The sequence below is a fragment of the Meiothermus cerbereus genome (genome assembly GCF_051297115.1).
GTDB lineage: Bacteria > Deinococcota > Deinococci > Deinococcales > Thermaceae > Meiothermus > Meiothermus cerbereus_A.
This window is the reverse complement of record NZ_JBEVAL010000008.1, coordinates 24824-39353: the sequence shown is the minus strand read 5'-3', so window position 1 is coordinate 39353 and position 14530 is coordinate 24824. Positions and strand designations below refer to the sequence as shown.

The 14530-nt window shown below is 59.9% G+C and carries 15 protein-coding genes; 12 read left to right on the top strand and 3 right to left on the bottom strand.

Annotated features, from left to right (window positions below):
- Window positions 1-44: 44 nt before the first annotated feature.
- From ABWU19_RS03080 to aspS, 7 genes are all read left to right on the top strand, one after another.
- Complete coding sequence (locus ABWU19_RS03080) at window positions 45-731, top strand: HAD family hydrolase (protein WP_435900305.1); 687 nt, start codon at window positions 45-47, stop codon at window positions 729-731.
- 46 nt (window positions 732-777) lie between these two features.
- Window positions 778-1134 (top strand): carboxymuconolactone decarboxylase family protein, encoded by a 357-nt coding sequence (locus tag ABWU19_RS03075; RefSeq protein ID WP_435900304.1) that lies wholly within the window; start codon window positions 778-780, stop codon window positions 1132-1134.
- An 11-nt stretch (window positions 1135-1145) separates the two neighbouring features.
- The gene (locus ABWU19_RS03070; protein WP_435900303.1) at window positions 1146-1601 is read left to right on the top strand and encodes an 8-oxo-dGTP diphosphatase; all 456 of its coding nucleotides are present in this window, start codon (window positions 1146-1148) and stop codon (window positions 1599-1601) included.
- Window positions 1602-1912: 311 nt separating this feature from the next.
- Window positions 1913-2119: a cold-shock protein gene (locus ABWU19_RS03065; protein WP_027877707.1), complete on the top strand. Its 207-nt coding sequence runs from the start codon at window positions 1913-1915 to the stop codon at window positions 2117-2119.
- Between the two features lie 129 nt (window positions 2120-2248).
- Window positions 2249-3325 (top strand): fatty acid desaturase family protein, encoded by a 1077-nt coding sequence (locus tag ABWU19_RS03060; RefSeq protein WP_435900302.1) that lies wholly within the window; start codon window positions 2249-2251, stop codon window positions 3323-3325.
- 27 nt (window positions 3326-3352) lie between these two features.
- Window positions 3353-3766, top strand: a complete 414-nt coding sequence (locus tag ABWU19_RS03055) for an HRDC domain-containing protein (RefSeq protein ID WP_435900301.1) — start codon at window positions 3353-3355, stop codon at window positions 3764-3766.
- A gap of 168 nt (window positions 3767-3934) precedes the next feature.
- The gene (gene aspS, locus ABWU19_RS03050) at window positions 3935-5206 is read left to right on the top strand and encodes an aspartate--tRNA(Asn) ligase (protein WP_435900300.1); all 1272 of its coding nucleotides are present in this window, start codon (window positions 3935-3937) and stop codon (window positions 5204-5206) included.
- Window positions 5207-5217: 11 nt separating this feature from the next.
- On the opposite strand, the gene ABWU19_RS03045 is transcribed toward aspS, so the two are convergent.
- The gene (locus tag ABWU19_RS03045; RefSeq protein WP_435900299.1) at window positions 5218-5475 is read right to left on the bottom strand and encodes a hypothetical protein; all 258 of its coding nucleotides are present in this window, start codon (window positions 5473-5475) and stop codon (window positions 5218-5220) included.
- Between the two features lie 125 nt (window positions 5476-5600).
- On the opposite strand from ABWU19_RS03045, the gene polA reads away from it, so the two are divergent.
- The 4 genes from polA to ABWU19_RS03025 all read left to right on the top strand — a co-directional run bounded on the left by polA (window position 5601) and on the right by ABWU19_RS03025 (window position 11374).
- Window positions 5601-8126, top strand: a complete 2526-nt coding sequence (gene polA / locus ABWU19_RS03040) for a DNA polymerase I (protein ID WP_435900298.1) — start codon at window positions 5601-5603, stop codon at window positions 8124-8126.
- 228 nt (window positions 8127-8354) lie between these two features.
- Window positions 8355-9158 (top strand): enoyl-CoA hydratase/isomerase family protein, encoded by an 804-nt coding sequence (locus ABWU19_RS03035; protein ID WP_435900297.1) that lies wholly within the window; start codon window positions 8355-8357, stop codon window positions 9156-9158.
- A gap of 83 nt (window positions 9159-9241) precedes the next feature.
- Window positions 9242-10132: a phosphohydrolase gene (locus ABWU19_RS03030; RefSeq protein ID WP_435900296.1), complete on the top strand. Its 891-nt coding sequence runs from the start codon at window positions 9242-9244 to the stop codon at window positions 10130-10132.
- Between the two features lie 72 nt (window positions 10133-10204).
- Complete coding sequence (locus ABWU19_RS03025) at window positions 10205-11374, top strand: LCP family protein (protein ID WP_435900295.1); 1170 nt, start codon at window positions 10205-10207, stop codon at window positions 11372-11374.
- 207 nt (window positions 11375-11581) lie between these two features.
- Here the strand turns inward: ABWU19_RS03025 and ABWU19_RS03020 are convergent, their stop codons facing one another.
- Window positions 11582-12523, bottom strand: a complete 942-nt coding sequence (locus tag ABWU19_RS03020; protein WP_435900294.1) for a ribose-phosphate diphosphokinase — start codon at window positions 12521-12523, stop codon at window positions 11582-11584.
- Window positions 12524-12719: 196 nt separating this feature from the next.
- Window positions 12720-13859, bottom strand: a complete 1140-nt coding sequence (locus ABWU19_RS03015; RefSeq protein ID WP_435900293.1) for a M24 family metallopeptidase — start codon at window positions 13857-13859, stop codon at window positions 12720-12722.
- Between the two features lie 162 nt (window positions 13860-14021).
- Here ABWU19_RS03015 and erpA point away from each other — a divergent pair, with 162 nt between their 5' ends.
- Window positions 14022-14414 carry an iron-sulfur cluster insertion protein ErpA gene (erpA, locus tag ABWU19_RS03010; protein ID WP_435900292.1) on the top strand — a complete coding sequence of 131 codons (393 nt, stop codon included), beginning with the start codon at window positions 14022-14024 and terminating at the stop codon, window positions 14412-14414.
- Window positions 14415-14530 lie beyond the last annotated feature (116 nt).

Below are 14530 nucleotides of genomic sequence, written 5' to 3'. Positions count from 1 at the left end.
GCCGCTTGCCGATGTTTTCACCCTGCCGGGGTAGTATTGGGGGCATGATTCGTGCGGTGTTGTTTGATGTCGGCGATACCCTCATTCTGGGACACCCCAAATACTGGCTGTGGCCCCTTTTGGAAGCCAAGGGCCTGGCCCAGCAGGCCGACCTGAAGCGCCTTCCCCAGGCCATGAAAGACGCTTATGCACACTATTCAGACCATCACATGCGCGCTACCGACGAGGCCACAGCGCTTGCTTTTTGGCGGGCTTTTCACCAGGAGGTAATGGACGGCATTGGACTGGGGGCCTACGCCGACGAGGTCGCAGACTACCTCAAAGAACACTGGCAGAGCCCGCAGGTCTGGCCGATTACGCCGGGGGCTAAGGAGGTGCTGGGCGAACTGAAAGGCCTGGGTTTCAGGCTGGGGGTGGTATCCAACTGGGACTGGACCCTGCCAGGGGTCTTGCAGGCCACTGGCCTGGCGGGGTTCTTTGACTACATCGGGGTTTCGGCCTTGGAGGGCGTGGCCAAGCCCGACCCCCGCCTCTTCCAGGTGGTGCTGCGGGCCTTGCAGGTTGAGCCCCCGCAAGCCCTGCACGTGGGCGACTCCGAGGACGACATCAAGGGGGCTTTGGCTGCCGGGGTTCGGCCCATCTTGTTTGACCCTTATAAAGAGAATCCCAATGCGCTGCACGACCTGACCAGGGTGGTCGCGTATGCAACGGGCCGGGTAGAGGAGTTGTAACCCTCAGCCCTTGACGTGCATGTAGCCAGCGAACAGACTGACCCACATGAGCATTCGCAAAGCCATCTGGGGTGATAACTTTGAGGCCATCGAACAAAACCTCCGCGAGGTAGACCCCGACCTGTACGCCTACATCCGTGATTTTGCCTACGAAGAGGTGCTGGCCCGCCCCGGCCTGGACCTGAAGACCCGGGAGCTGCTGGCCATTACCAGCCTGATTGCCCTGGGGGCGCCCAAGGAGATTGCCACCCACCTCGAGGGGGCCCTGCGCAACGGTGCCACCGAGCAGGAAGTGCGCGAGACCATTATCCAGTCGGCGCTGTTTGTGGGCTTTCCCAATGCGCTGGGGGCCATGAAAACCTTTCATGCTCTGCTGCGCAAGCGTCAGGCTACAGGGGAATAATGCTCTGCAATGTGCTGGTTTTGCCGCTGGATCGGCCCCAGCACCGCATCTTGCTGGGGCTCAAAAAGACGGGTTTTGGGGCGGGTAGGTATGTGGGTTTTGGGGGCAAGCTCGAGGCCGGCGAGACCTTAGCCACGGCGGCTGTACGCGAACTCTGGGAGGAGTGCCGCCTGTCGGCCAAGGCCCACCACCTCTGGTATGCGGCCCGACTGGAGTTTTTGTTTCCGGCAAACCCAGACTGGAACCGTACCGTGCACGTGTTTCGCCTGGAGTTCTGGGAGGGCGAGCCGCAAGAGTCCGGCGAAATCCGGCCGCAGTGGTTTGACCTCGACGCACTGCCGCTAAATCAGATGTGGGCCGACGTGCCCTACTGGCTGCCCCAGGTCTTGCTGGGCCTTCGCCCCATGCTGCGCTTTACCTACCACGAGGACAACCAGACGGTGGGGCGGGTGGAGGAGCTCGAGTAGACCAAGCCGAAAGCCGCATAGGGTTGTGCCCAGCAAAGTAAGTCCTGCATGTCCAGGTTTTATCGCACTCTTCACAGACCTTGCCTCCCATCCGGGAGGCCACTGTGCTGTGCAGGACAAAGCAATCAAGGGCAGCTCAATATTTGTGAACAGCGCTCTAACGGGGTGGTTATGCTGCTGTCAACGAGTTTTTTTTGGCTTGGCCGAGGCGGGCGGCCAAATGGGTATGTTGACTTTTATGTGTGGCCCGTGCTAACCTTCGGTGTCCCCCTAAAACCAGCAGGTTTCAGTAGGACATCTAGGAGTAGTAAATGAACAAAGGTACTGTTAAGTGGTTCAACGCGGAAAAAGGTTATGGTTTCATCGCTCAAGAAGGTGGCCCCGATGTGTTCGTTCACTTCACCGCCATCCAGGGTCAGGGCTTCAAAAGCCTTAACGAGGGCGATCGCGTAGAGTTCGAGATCGAACCCGGTAAAAATGGTAAGGGCCCCCAGGCCAAAAACGTGAAGCTCGCCTAACCGTTTCACCTGTCCAAGCTCCCCTTTGCGGGGAGCTTTTTTTGTTGCTTCGCACAAAAAGCGAAGCAACTTCACATAAAGTTTGTCGTATACTGACCTCGAGCAATCCCTGTCCAGTAGGAGTACCTTATGACTGAAGAGCAGCACTTGCGTGAGTACACCAAAGCCCTGAAGGCCCGGCTGCCTCGCCACTTCTTTGAGCCGGTTCCGGCCCGTATGGTCTATTTGCCGGTATTTCTGGCCCTATTTGGCCTGTGTGCCTGGGGTATCCTGGCCACGCCTTTTGTGCTCCTCAAGCTGCTGTTGTCGCTGGGGGTTGGGTACGCATTTATAGGGATGGGCTTTCTGGCTCATGAAATCTTGCACGGCGCGGTTACCAAGAACCCAATTTTGCGCTCGCTGGCTGGAACGGTGGCCTTTATGCCGCTTATGGTAGGGGCCCGTCTTTGGCGCAAGTGGCACAACGTAGAACACCACAGCAACACCCAGCATCCGCACGACGACCCCGATGCCATGGGGGCCCTGGAGACAGCTATTCAAAAGCCCTTGGTCAAGTGGATGTTTAGACAGGTGCCTGCCTTGCGGAGTTTCTTCCTGTTTTTTTCCTTTACTTTCTGGTTTACCTTGCATGCCCACATGATGCTCCGGCGTTTTTTGCCTGCTTTCAAGCCCAAAGAGCGTCCCGTTGTGATATTCCAGGCGGTGCTGCCGCCGTTGGTTTGGTTGCTGGTGCTCTTGTGGGTGGGGCCCTTCAACTTCCTGTTCGTGTTTGCGCTGCCCTGGCTTTTTGCCAACTTTATCGCCATGAGCTTTATTGCCACCAACCACCTCCTGAATCCCATCACCGAGACCAACGATCCCCTGCTGAACAGCCTGACCGTACGCAGCCCCAGGTGGCTCGAGTGGCTTACCCTGGGCTTTGGTTACCACATCGAGCACCATGTGTTTCCCGCGCTGTCTCCCAAATATGCCAATCTAGTAGCACAAAAAATAAAGGAGCTGTGGCCGCAGCGCTACAACGAGCTGCCCCACTGGAAAGCCTTGTTTTACCTGTGGAAAACCCCGCGCCTTTACCGCGACCACCGCAACCTGATTGAGCCTACCACCGGCCAGGTGTTTGGAACGCTGGGTTTTGGGCTGAACGATAGTAAGTTTAGATCCAGGCCAACCCGGCGAAAGCTGGGTAAAAAGGGGCTTCGTGGGTAGCGTACAGATGAATGGCAGGTCGCAGCTATGCAGTGCCAGACCTTTGTTCTAAGACTTGATAACCCCAAGGACCTCGAGCGACTCAATGCCTTTTTGGCTCAGGTGATGCCCATCCAGGTATCCAGCAGCCTGGTTGCGGGAAACACGCCTTTCTGGAGCGTGCTGGTGTTTTACGAAGGCGAGCCGCCCACCAGGTCTGCGCCCGCAAAGCCAGCCGCCAGCCAAAGCGACCCGGCCTTTGAAGCCCTCCGCACCTGGCGCAGCCAGAAAGCCAAAGAAGAGGGCGTGCCCCCGTATGTGGTAGCCACCAACGCCGAGCTACAGGCGATGCTCGAGCTCAAACCCAAAACCCTCGAGCAGCTCGCCCAGGTCAGGGGTTTTGGTAAAACCAAAGCCGCCAAGTATGGCCGCGAGATTCTCCAACTCTTTAGCAAGAAGTAGTTTTGCACAAATACCTTGACCAAGCGCGCCCCGGCCCGTAAGATGCAGCTCAGGATGTTACGGGCGGACAACAATTTGTAGTGGGGGTGAGACTTCGACCCCCGATACCTCGTTGTATCGGGGGTTTTTTGTTGAGCCTGTTTCCGCCAGAGCCAGACAGGAGAGCGCATGTCCAGAACCCTAGCCAGTCAGATTGCAAAGCACCTCGGCCAGACCGTTACCCTGCAAGGTTTCCTGCACTGGAAGCGCGATCTGGGGGGGATTCAGTTTGTCCTTTTGCGTGACCGGAGCGGTATCGTTCAGGTGGTGGTGGACAGGCGGTTCGAGCTGCCGCTGGCCGAGTCCTCCATGCGGGTGGTGGGCGAGGTGGTGGCGAACGCCAAGGCACCCGGTGGTTACGAAGTAGTTGCGCAGGAGATCGATTTTTACGCTAAAGCCAGCGAGCCAAGCCCCATTGAAATCCCCAAGGAGGAGTGGCGGGTTAACCCTGAAACGCTGTTGGAATACCGCTACGTGAGCCTGCGCGGAGAGAAAGCCCGGGCACCCCTCAAAATTCAAGCGGCCCTGGTGCGCGGTTTTCGCAGCTACCTGGATAGCCAGGGTTTTACCGAAATCTTTACCCCCAAGATAGTCTCGGCGGGGGCCGAGGGGGGTAGCAACCTTTTCGGCATCGACTACTTTGAACACCGGGCTTACCTGGCCCAGTCGCCCCAGCTCTACAAGCAGATTATGGTGGGGGTTTACGAGCGGGTCTACGAGGTGGCGCCGGTGTTTCGGGCTGAGCAGCACGCCACCAGCCGCCACCTCAACGAATACCTGTCGCTGGACGTGGAGATGGGCTTTATCGAGTCTGAGCACGATGTGATGAACCTCGAGGAGGAACTCATTCGGGCCATGCTGGAGGAGGCCCGGTACAGTGCGGCCAGCGAGTGTGCGCTTTTGCAGGTGGAATGGCCCAACCTGGCCGAGATGCCCCGCCTCGAGCACCACGAAGCCCGTCGTATTTTGCGTGAAGAGCTGGGAATGCCGGTAGGGGCCGACTTCAACGAGGAAGCCGAGCGGGCGCTGGGGGCCTGGGCCAGGGAAAAATGGGGGGTAGACTTTCTCTTTATTTCCAAGTACCCCGAAGCTGCCCGGCCCTTTTATGCCTACCCCGAGGGCGATGGTTCTACCCGGGGCTTTGACCTGCTGTTCAGGGGTCTGGAGATTACCTCGGGCGGGCAGCGCATCCACCAGTACGAAGTGCTGGTCGAACAGCTCAAAAAGAAGGGCAACGACCCCGCCAGTTTTGCGGGCTACCTCGAGGTTTTCAAATACGGCATGCCCCCCCACGGCGGATTTGCCATAGGGGCCGAACGCCTCACACAAAAGCTCGTTGGGCTCCCCAACGTCCGCTACGCCCGGGCCTTCCCCAGAGACCGCCACCGCCTGACGCCGTAGGAGTTTTCAGTTCACTTTTTTAGCTTCAGCACGCCCTTGGTAATCTCTTGTTCGATGCCGAGCTCGAGGCGCATCTTTTCCAGACGATCCAGAAGGGCCTCGGGCCTCACGTCCAGGCGCTTGGCCATGGCAGCAATCTTTTGCTCGTTGTAGAGGGTGCCCAGCGTAAGGGCCATGGCTTCGCGGTACTTAGGGCCCAGCATCACCTCAAGGGTTTTGATGCGGAGCTGGATTTCAAACCACTCGAGCTTCTCGGTTTCGTTCTGCATATGCTTCCTTTCCATTGCTGGCCCTGGAGGCCTTAAGTCACAACCTCATCATCCTACCAGCACCCCGGCTCTGGCGTGAGCCGAACGGCTTTCTGCTGACAACCGAATGGGGGTAGAATATTTGGGTGGAGCAACCCGCATTGTTTTCCAATGAACCGGCCTTGGCTGAGTTGCCCAGGCCAGATCGCATCTGGCTGGTAGATGGCCACCATCTGGCCTACCGCAGCTACTTTGCTTTCGAAAAACTCACCACCTCGAGGGGGGAGCCTACCCAGGCCATTTTTGGCTTTTTGCGCACCTTGCTGAAACTGCTCAAGGAAGACGGCGACTGTGTAATTGTGGTCTTCGACCCGCCTACCAGAACCTTTCGCCACGATGCTTTTGAGGAATACAAGGCCAATCGGGCCGTTACCCCCGACGACTTTTACCCCCAGCTGGAAAAAATCAAGGAGCTGGTAGACCTGATGGGGCTCAGGCGGTTGGAAGTGCCGGGCTACGAAGCCGACGATGTTATTGGAACCCTGGCCAAAAAAGCCGAGCTCGAGGGCTACCCGGTGCGCATCCTGACTGGTGACCGCGACAGCTTTCAGCTGCTCTCCGAGGCCGTGCAGGTAATGCTGCCGGATGGGCGGCTGATGACCCCTCAGGCAGTGCAGGAAAAGTACGGCGTAACGGTGGCCCAGTGGGTGGATTACCGCTCGCTGGTGGGTGATTCTTCCGACAACCTGCCGGGTGCTAAGGGTATTGGGGAGAAAACCGCGGCCAGGCTGTTGCAGGAATGGGGCTCGCTGGATGCCCTGTATGCCAACCTCGAGGCCCTCTCGCCCAAGGTGCGGGCCAGCCTCGAGCAAAGCCAGGACAACATCAGGCTTTCCCGCGCCCTCTCCGAGATTCACACCGACTTACCCATCGAGCTCGATTTTCGTGACTGCCACCGGCGTGAGCCAGACCGCATGGCCCTGCGCCAAGCGCTGGAGCGGCTCGAGTTTGGCTCTATTTTGCGCGAGCTAAACCTGCTGGCGGCACTGCCGGCTGCCCTGGAGGCGGCCTGGCCGCCCCCACCCGATGCTTTTTTAGGCTATACCCTCGACCGGCCCCAGCCCATGTGGGCCAACTGGCTGGGCCTGGCCGCTTTTGCCGAGGGCAAGGTGTACCGGGGTCAGCCCAGCCTGCACGAACTGCAAAAATTCCCCGAGATTCGCAGCATTGCCGCCAAGGATTTGAGCGTGCTGGCCCTCAAGGAAGGGGTGTGGGTGCCCCCAGGCGACGACCCCCTGCTGCTGGCCTACCTGTACGACCCCTCCAACGCCGAGGCCGGCAGCACGGTGCGGCGCTATGGGGCCGGGGACTGGAGCGACGACCCGGTTGAGCGTGCCCAGGCCGCCTATACCCTCTGGCAGACCCTGCAAGGCCGCATCGGCGAAAACCCCAAAATCGAGTGGCTCTACCAGCACCTCGAGAAGCCCCTCTCGGCGGTGCTGGCCCGGGTAGAGGCCAGGGGCATCTCCCTCGATACCGAGTACCTCCTGCAGCTTTCGGAGGAGCTGGGGAAGGAAATTTCCTACCTGGAGGCAGAGATCCACCGCCTGGCCGGGCATCCTTTTAATGTGAACTCGAGGGACCAGCTCGAGGTTGTCCTGTACGACGAGCTTAAACTCAGCCCAGGCCGCAAGACCCAGACCGGCAAACGCTCCACCGCCGCCAGTGCGCTGGAGGAACTTCAGGGCCAGCACGAGATTATCGAGCGCATCCTGTCCTACCGCGAGCTCACCAAGCTTAAAAACACCTACCTGGACCCCCTGCCCAAGCTGCTTCACCCCAAAACCGGACGCCTGCACACCCGCTTCAACCAGACCGGCACCGCCACCGGGCGGCTTTCGTCGGTGGACCCCAACCTGCAAAACATCCCCATTCGTACCGAGATTGGCCGCCGCATCCGCAAGGCTTTCCGGGCCGCGCCAGGCATGAAACTGGTGGTGGCCGACTACTCCCAGATTGAGCTGCGCGTGCTGGCCCACCTCTCGGGTGACGAAAACCTGATCAAGGTGTTCCGAGAAGGCAAGGACATCCACACCCAGACCGCGGCCTGGATGTTTGGCCTGGATTTAGACCAGGTGGCGAGCGAGCAGCGCCGGGCTGCCAAAACCATCAACTTTGGGGTGCTGTACGGGATGTCGGCGCACCGCCTGTCGAACGAGCTATCTATTCCTTATGCCGATGCCGAGCGCTTTATTGAGCGCTACTTTGCCTCCTACCCCAGGGTGCGGGCCTGGATTGAGCAGGTACTGACCGATGCGCGGCAAAAGGGCTACGTCGAGACCATGTTTGGTCGCCGACGTTTTGTGGCCGACCTGGACGCACGCATCCGCAGCGTGCGGGAAGCTGCCGAGCGCATGGCCTTCAACATGCCGGTGCAGGGCACCGCAGCCGACCTGATGAAGCTGGCCATGGTCAAGCTTCAGCCCGAGCTTGAAGGCCTGGAGGCCCATCTGGTCTTGCAGGTGCACGATGAGCTTTTGGTCGAGGCCCCGGCCCATAAAGCCGAGCAAGTGGCCAGGGTGGTGCGCGAGGTTATGCAGAAGGCCTGGGCTTTTGAGGTGCCCCTCGAGGTCGGTACCGGCATAGGGGAGAACTGGCTCGAGGCAAAATGAGAGCGCCCTTCATAGTCCTTGGGCCTCTTACCAGCTTTACTGCTGCGTCCTGTGAAGAGCGCGATAAGCGGGAAAATAACTGCATGCGCCCCAGGCTCCTGCGCTTCTGTTATGCTTGGCGCATGCAGTCGTGGCCCTCGGCGCAGTTCCCACCCGTCGCTGCGATAGCGACCGCAGCCCGGCCCACCATGTGGGTGGGAAACCCGCAGGGCCTGCAGGAGGTGTAGCATGGCAGAAACTTTTGAACAAGATATGCCCGAATTTGAATACCTGACCTACCGGGTCGAAGACAGCATGGGGATTGTTACCATCAGCCGCCCCCAGGCCCTCAACGCCCTCAACCAGGACCTGCTCATCGAACTTGCCAGCGTGACCGAGGTCATCACCCAGGACCCCGAGGTAAAGGTGGCCATCTTCACCGGCGAAGGCAAGGCCTTTGTGGCAGGGGCCGACATCGGGCAGATAGCCAATCTGCAAGATGTGTTTGCTGCGCGGGAGTTTGCCATTATGGGCCAGTCGGTCTTCAACGAGATTGCGGCCCTGCCGGTGCCCAGCATCGCCGCCATCAACGGTTATGCCCTGGGGGGCGGGCTCGAGCTGGCCCTGGCCTGCGACCTGCGGGTAGCCAGCCACAAAGCCAGACTGGGTCTCCCCGAGGTGGGGTTGGGCATCATCCCTGGCTTTGGGGGAACCCAGCGCCTGCCGCGCCTGGTGGGCCGGGGCAGGGCTTTCGACCTGATTTTTACTGGCCGCCACGTTGGCGCCGAAGAAGCCCTGAGTCTGGGCCTGGTCAACCGGGTGGGTGAGGATGCCCTCGAGACAGCCAAAGAGCTGGCCGCAACCATCCTGAAAAACGGCCCGGTGGCCCTGGCCCTGGCTAAGGAAGCCGTAGGGCGGGGTGAGGGCCTGGACTTGCAGGAGGCCCTCGAGATCGAAGCCGATCTGTTTGGTCTGGCCTGTGCCACCCAGGACATGCGCGAGGGAACCAAAGCCTTCCTGGAAAAGCGACCGGCGCAGTTTAGGGGTGAATGAAGGGCGCGCACTGGAAATACTACGAGCAGTTTCCTGTGGCTTTTGTCACGCCCCATTAAGCCTTTAGGCCCTACCATCAGGGCATGAGCGATGGCAGTTCGGTTATGAACGAGCGCACGGTTCAAGTCACCCAGCCCAAGGCCAAGCTATACGTCGAGGCCGACCTGGCTATTCGCGAGGGCTTGCAGCGCTACCCCAAGGCCCTGGCCGCCTACGAGATGCTCACCACCGACTCCGAGGCCAGGGGCCACTGGGACATGGCCAACTACATCACCGTGCGTAAGCTGGGCTACAACGATCACGGGCGGGTACATGCGCTCTTGACCGGCGCGGCCAGTGTGACCATCCTCCAGCTGCTTACCGACCACGGGGTTAAGCCCGATGTGATGGAAAGCGGGGTGGGCGACCTGGACGACACCTTTCTTACCGTGTTGCTTTCTACCATGCTGCACGACATTGGTAACCAGGTGCACCGCGTGCGCCACGAGTCGTTTAGTGTAGTGCTGGCTATTCCCATCCTGGACAGGATTTTAGAAAAGCTCTACCGCGACCCCGAACAGCGCATCGAGCTCAGGGCCTTTATGCTGCACTCGATTAACTGCCACGACCTCGAGCCCGAGCCCCTGACCATCGAGGCAGGCGTTACCGCCGTAGCCGACGGAACCGACATCACCAAAGGCCGGGGTCGCAAAGCCTTTGCCCTGGGCTCGGTGGACATCCACTCCATCAGCGCGCTGGCGGTGGACGAGGTGCAGATTCTCAAAGGTGAACAGGTTCCGGTGGAGATTCGGGTGGTCATGAACAACTCCGCGGGTATTTTCCAGGTCGAAGAGGTGCTGACCAAAAAGGTGCTGCGGAGCCCAATCCGCGACTACGTGACGGTGATCGCCAGTACCCACGAGACCGAATACGACCAGCGCATTATCCGCCGGGTGCGCCTGCACGAGACGGAGCCCCGCTTTACCCTGGACTGATCGCGCCGCTCAGAATTTCTGGGGTCGCAAGCCGGGCTTTTCTCACCCTTGGTAGGCTAGACTGGCAAGGATATGCGGCGCATTATACCCTTGCTCATCCTGCTTCTTTTGCTGGGCGCAGCCTGGTGGGCCTACCCTTTGCTCCAACCCCTGCTGCGCTACGGTACCCTGCCGCGCAACCTGGAACGTCCCCTCACCGTTTTGTTGCTGGGGGTAGCGCCTGAGTACAAGTACTACCATCAGCGGGCACCCGAGAACTTTCGCGGCCTGTCGGACGTAAATCTGCTGGTGCGCTTTGACCCCACCACCAAGCGCATTGCGCTGCTCTCGATTCCCAGGGATGTGTATGTGCGGATTCCCGGCTACGGCTGGTACATCATCAACCACGCCAACAAGTTTGGCGGCCCCGAGCTGGCCAAGCAGGTGGTCAGTAACCTGACTGGGGTCGAAATTGACGCCTACCTGGCCGTGAGCGTAGAGGCTATCCGCAACGGGGTAGATGCGTTGGGCGGCGTTACGGTTTGTGTGGAAAAGCCCATGAAATACAAAGATACTGCCGCCAAGCTGGACATCGACCTCGAGCCCGGCTGCCAGCACCTGAGTGGCGCGCAGGCCGAAGGATATCTGCGCTTTCGCCACGATGCTTTAGGCGATATTGGCCGTATTCAGCGCCAGCAGAACTTCTTCCATGCCCTCAAGCAGCAAATCCTTTCACCTGGCGGACTCTTGCGCATACCACAGGCCATTGCCAGCGTGGAGCAAAACATCCGTACCGACCTGACCCGCGAGCAAATCGCCAGCTTATTGGGCTTTGCCCTGCAACAACCCCAGCTGGTTTCCCTGCTTATGCCTGGTCAGTTTGGCCAGGGCTGGGAAGTAGACCGGGCCCAATTAAAAATGCTGGTTGAGCGCTATTTTTCCGACACTTCGACCACAGCCAAAGCAACCTTAGAAGACTTGCGGGGCCGAGAGGCGGTGGTGCTTTATGCTGCGCCCCAGGAAGCTGCTGCCATCGAGATGCGGGGCAGGTTGCGCAAGCTGGGGTTGCGGGTGCTCCTGCGCGAGGTGGAGAGCGTGCCTCTGCGCAGCGAAGTGCTTGCCAACGGGGCCTCGGAACTGGCCGAAGTGCTGGGTGCGGCCATCGGACTGCCGCCCCGCATATCCGGTGAAGCGGCCCTGTATGCCGACCTTACGGTGCGCATCGGCGCCGACTTTGCCAACCCCAACGGGCAGAACCAGTAAGTTTCTCCAGAGTTGAAATGCAAGATGCTGTTCCGAAAGATCGCTTTAGGAATTGCGCCGGGTACGCATAGACCCATTCCGCGGGTTTTGTCAATCTACCCTGGCGCAACTTAGAAGGTTTTCCCAGGACGCCGGACACACCCTTTCAGAAGGAATGTCCTTGATGCGTTCTTTTGCTGGGGTTCATATTCCAGGCCAGGCAGGCCATCAGGTAAAGAGGCTCGAGACCGATTCCCCTCGGTGAATCCGCCAGATGGCTTCGGCGAAGAGGGGCCCCACGCTGAGCTGCTTGATTTTGCTGCTGGGTCTGGCTTTGTAGGTACAGGTATTGGTGGCCGCCACCTCGGCGATGGGGGCTTTTTCGATGCGGTCAATGGCGGGGCCCACGTACACGCCATGAGTAAAAGCGGCATATACCGCCTCTGCCCCATTCTGCACGAGGGAGCTGGCAGCCTGCGCCAGGGTTCCAGCGGTGGAGACCTCGTCGTCTATAACCAGGGCTGTTTTGCCGCGCACGTCGCCGACCAACCCCCTCGAGGTGACCTCGGTATCGGAGAGCCGCTGCTTATCAATGAAGGCGATGGGCAGGGCCAGGCGCCGGGCCAGCGAGCTGGCCCGCTTGATATCGCCTGCGTCGGGCGCTACCACCACGGCGTTCTCGAGTTTTTCTACCCGGGTGGCAAAGTAGTTGGCGATTACCGGCTCGGCCGAAAGGTGGTCTACCGGAACCTTAAAAAAGCCGTGCACCTGGGCCGAGTGAAGCGTCATGGTCAGCACCCGGTCGGCCCCGGCGGTCTGAATCAGGTCAGCCACCAGACGGGCCGCGATGGAGATGCGGGGGGCGTCTTTTTTGTCGCTGCGGGCGTAGGCGTAGTAGGGAATTACCGCGGTGACTCGAGCCGCACTGCTGCTTTTGGCAGCGTCGATCATCATCAAGAGCTCTACCAGGTGATCCTGTACTGGAGGCGTGAGCGACTGAATAATAAAGATATCGCCCTCGCGCAGGCTTTGTTCGTACCGGACGAAAAGACAGTCGTTGGCAAAGCGCTCGGTAACGCTCTTGCCAAGCGGAACCCCCAGGTTGTCGGCTATTTCCTGGGCCAGGGGTAGGTTGGACTGTCCGCTAAACACCATCAGGGGTCGTTCCATAACCGCCTGAAAGCATACAACGATTGGAGGTACAGGGTAGATGTCCGGAGGGCTGGGCCCTGTCTCACATGCACCCCACCTGAAGCTTTCTGTTTAGGGCAGGTCAAAACCAACCAGATGTAAGGGCAGCTCCTGGCGCAGCTCCCAGCAAATAGAGCAAATCAAAGACGTTTCTTATACCCTGTGCGGGTATTCACTATAGCTGCTCTATTTCCTGCTGCATGCTGGTGGTAACTTCGGGCCCCGACGGGTGCAGGTAAACGTTAATCTCGCTGCGGATGCCAAAAGGCCCGGGGTAGACCCCTGGCTCGATGGTAAAGGCCAGGCCAGGAATTAGTGGACGGGTATCGTGGGTCTCGAGGTCGTCCAGGTGGGTTCCGTTGCCGTGGGTGGCGCTAAAGCCCAGGTGGTGGCCGGTGCGGTGCAGGATATAGGCCCCCATGCCAGCCTGCTCGATGACCTGCCGGGCTGCACGGTCGAGCTCAAAACCTTTGGGGTGTCGTCCAGCGACACAGGCCTCTTGACAGAACTCCAGCGCCGCATTGCGGGCATTCCGCACCACTGTCCAGGCTTTATGGATTTCCTGCGAAACCGCCCAGCCCGCCATCCAGGTTACATCGGCGTAGGGGCCGTGGGGTTCTTTGCACCACAGGTCAATCAGCATCACCTGGCCTCGCTCCAAGCGGCTTTCCCCGACGGTGTGGTGGGGGTTGGCGGCGTTTGAGCCGTAGGCCACCATGGGCGGGTGGTCGAAGACCAGGCCCCTGGCTTCAAAGACCTTGCTGATTTCTCTTTGCACCTCGAGCTCGCTGGGCGGGTTATCGAGCCGGGCTCGTACAAAGCCCAGGGCGTGCTCCAGGGCCTCGGCGATGCCCGCGGCTGCGCGCTTATGGGCGGCCAGGTCGGCGGGTGTCCAGGTCTGAAACTGCAACAGAATCTCTGCCGATGAGACCACCTCGAGCCCCATGCCCCGAAGCAGCTCCAGGGTTCCGGCATCGATGCGCGAAAGATAGGGGATGCCTCCACCCGGGTAATACTCCATGGCGATGCGGCCCAGTGGGGCCACATGCGTTTGCAGGGCCTGGACAAACTCTGACCAGCTCGAGAACACCACCCACTGGCCCGGCAGGTCGGGGAAGCTGGTTTTTTCGATGGCATGGACAATAAAAACCGGCTCACCGTGCGCCGGGATCAGATAGGCAAAGCGGCGGCTAAGCATCCGCTCCCCTAGCCCCAGGGCTTCCAGGGCCAGCATGTTGCTACCCTGGAAACTGTAGAGCAACCAGCCGGGAATGCGGGCTTCTTGCAGGGCTTGCTGGGCTTTGGCAATGTTCATGTGTACATACTACGGGGAACCGGGCGTGTGCCATGTGAAGACACCAGGGCGGGACCCAATGTGGCTGTGCGTGCCGGGAACCCTTGAAGCGGAGCACGCTTGGGGTGTACCTGCTTACGTTCTGGCTTTGCTGCCGTGCTAATCTTGAGTCAGGAGGCTTGTGTGGTTCAGGAGCAGACAGCGCTTTCCATTACCCCCCTGGCGGCCGAGCGCGCCAAGGAGATTCTTACTCGGTACAACAAACCCGAGGCGGCCATTCGGGTTTTTATCAAGTCGGGTGGCTGTAGCGGCTACCAATATGGCATGGCCGTGGATGAACGGCAGCTCGAGGGCGACACCATTGTGGAAATGCATGGGGTACGCCTGGTAGTAGATCGCATGTCCTTACCGCTGCTTGCAGGCGCCGAGGTGGATTGGGTCGAAAACCTCATGGGTGGGGGCTTCAGTGTGAATAACCCCAACGCCACCTCCTCGTGTGGCTGTGGACACTCATTCCGCACCGATGGAGCCAAAGCCCCCGAAGGCGAAGGTAGCGGCAGTTGCTGCAGCACCTGAAGCCCCGACCGCTTTTGCGGCCTCCCTTGGTTGGGGCCCAATTGGCAACCGGGTGGGTATTGGGTTTGCCAAAATGGTGCAGGCTCACCCGGCCACCTGCATGGGGTGGTATCGTG

Bases quoted from the DNA above. Each gene is read 5' to 3' on its own strand.
- ABWU19_RS03080 (WP_435900305.1), top strand. From the start codon at position 45: ATGATTCGTGCGGTGTTGTTTGATGTCGGCGATACCCTCATTCTGGGA.
- ABWU19_RS03075 (WP_435900304.1), top strand. From the start codon at position 778: ATGAGCATTCGCAAAGCCATCTGGGGTGATAACTTTGAGGCCATCGAA.
- ABWU19_RS03065 (WP_027877707.1), top strand. From the start codon at position 1,913: ATGAACAAAGGTACTGTTAAGTGGTTCAACGCGGAAAAAGGTTATGGT.
- ABWU19_RS03060 (WP_435900302.1), top strand. From the start codon at position 2,249: ATGACTGAAGAGCAGCACTTGCGTGAGTACACCAAAGCCCTGAAGGCC.
- ABWU19_RS03055 (WP_435900301.1), top strand. From the start codon at position 3,353: ATGCAGTGCCAGACCTTTGTTCTAAGACTTGATAACCCCAAGGACCTC.
- aspS (WP_435900300.1), top strand. From the start codon at position 3,935: ATGTCCAGAACCCTAGCCAGTCAGATTGCAAAGCACCTCGGCCAGACC.
- ABWU19_RS03045 (WP_435900299.1), bottom strand. From the start codon at position 5,475: ATGCAGAACGAAACCGAGAAGCTCGAGTGGTTTGAAATCCAGCTCCGC.
- ABWU19_RS03035 (WP_435900297.1), top strand. From the start codon at position 8,355: ATGGCAGAAACTTTTGAACAAGATATGCCCGAATTTGAATACCTGACC.
- ABWU19_RS03030 (WP_435900296.1), top strand. From the start codon at position 9,242: ATGAGCGATGGCAGTTCGGTTATGAACGAGCGCACGGTTCAAGTCACC.
- ABWU19_RS03025 (WP_435900295.1), top strand. From the start codon at position 10,205: ATGCGGCGCATTATACCCTTGCTCATCCTGCTTCTTTTGCTGGGCGCA.
- ABWU19_RS03020 (WP_435900294.1), bottom strand. From the start codon at position 12,523: ATGGAACGACCCCTGATGGTGTTTAGCGGACAGTCCAACCTACCCCTG.
- ABWU19_RS03015 (WP_435900293.1), bottom strand. From the start codon at position 13,859: ATGAACATTGCCAAAGCCCAGCAAGCCCTGCAAGAAGCCCGCATTCCC.